Annotated in this window: 1 pseudogene; it reads left to right on the top strand. The window is 51.5% G+C overall.

The features are described 5' to 3' along the window. Positions 1-1,950, top strand: a pseudogene (locus ASC72_RS24115) (hypothetical protein); the annotation flags it as partial.

The following is a 1,950-nucleotide window of genomic DNA, read 5'->3' as shown; positions in this document are numbered from 1 at the left end:
CAGGTGCAGCCATCAAATGGTATTCYGCTGCAACAGGTGGAACTTTATTTGCCGGAACCGAGCTACTTCTTACAGGAACCTATTATGCGAGCCAGACGATAAACGGTTGTGAGAGTGCCAGAACTTCGGTAGCAGTAACGATCACGGCAAACCCTTCAGCACCGACTGCAACAGCTCAAACATTTTGTTTGACAGAGGCTAAAAAAGTAAGCGACTTAGCAGTGACAGGTGCAGCGATCAAATGGTATTCCGCTGCAACGGCAGGAACCCTATATAACGGAACCGAGACATTGGTAACGGGAAATTATTATGCCAGCCAGACGGTAAACGGTTGTGAGAGTGCCAGAACTTCGGTGGCGGTAACAATCACCGCAAGCCCTTCAGCGCCGACTGCAACTGCTCAAACATTTTGCTTGTCAGAAGCCAAAAAGGTTAATGACCTGCCCGCAACCGGAATAGGTATCAAATGGTATTCCGCTGCAACAGGTGGAACTTTATTTGCGGGAACCGAGACCTTGGTTACGGGCACCTATTATGCCAGCCAGACGGTAAACGGCTGTGAGAGTGCCAGAACTTCGGTAGCGGTAACCATCACGGCAAGCCCTTCAGCACCAACTGCCACGGCTCAGAGCTACTGCTCAGTGGAAGCCAAAAAGGTAAACGACTTGGCAGTGACAGGAACAGGTATCAAATGGTATTCCGCTGCAACGGCAGGAACCCTATATACCGGAACCGAGCTACTTCTTACGGGCACCTATTATGCGAGCCAGACGGTAAACGGTTGTGMGAGCGCCAGAACTTCGGTGGCGGTAACGATCACGGCAAGTCCCTCGGCGCCGACTGCAACAGCTCAAACATTTTGTTTGACAGAGGCTAAAAAGATAAACGAYTTAGCAGCGTCAGGAACAGCCATCAAATGGTATTCCGCTGCAACGGCCGGAAGCCTATATACGGGAACCGAGACACTTGTTACGGGAAGTTATTACGCCAGCCAGACGGTGAATGGTTGTGAAAGCGCCAGAACTTCGGTAGCAGTAACGATCACGGCTACACCAACAGCTCCAACAGCAACAGCACAAACCTACTGCTTTTCAGAAGCCAAAAAGGTTAATGATCTGCCCGCAACCGGTACGGCCATCAAATGGTATTCYGCTGCAACGGCAGGAACYYTATATACCGGAACCGAGCTACTTGTTACGGGCAGCTATTATGCGAGCCAGACGGTAAACGGCTGTGAGAGCGCCAGAACTTCGGTGGCTGTCACAGTGAATATAACACCAGCTGTCCCAACAGCAACGACTCAGACCTATTGCTCAGCGGAAGCCAAAAAGGTAAGCGACTTAGCAGTGACAGGTGCAGCGATCAAATGGTATTCCGCTGCAACGGCAGGAACCCTATATAACGGAACCGAGCTACTTGTTACGGGCAGCTATTATGCCAGCCAGACGGTAAACGGCTGTGAGAGTGCCAGAACTTCGGTGGCGGTAACGATCACGGCAAGCCCCTCGGCGCCGACAGCCACAGCACAAAGCTACTGCTCGGCGGAAGCCAAAAAGGTAAGTGACTTAGCAGTGACAGGTGCAGCCATCAAATGGTATTCCGCTGCAACAGGTGGAACTTTATTTGCCGGAACCGAGACATTGGTAACGGGCAGCTATTATGCGAGCCAGACAGTAAACGGTTGTGAAAGCGCCAGAACTTCGGTAGCAGTAACGATCACGGCTACACCAACAGCTCCAACAGCAACGACTCAGACCTATTGCTCAGCGGAAGCCAAAAAGGTAAGCGACTTGGCAGTGACAGGTGCAGCGATCAAATGGTATTCTGCTGCAACGGCAGGAAGCCTATATACCGGAACCGAGCTACTTCTTACAGGAACCTATTATGCGAGCCAGACGGTAAACGGCTGTGAGAGTGCCAGAACTTCGGTGGCGGTAACGATCACGGCAA

The sequence above is a fragment of the Flavobacterium sp. Root420 genome (genome assembly GCF_001427905.1).
Lineage (GTDB): Bacteria > Bacteroidota > Bacteroidia > Flavobacteriales > Flavobacteriaceae > Flavobacterium.
This window is presented reverse-complemented; position numbering and strand designations above follow the sequence as displayed.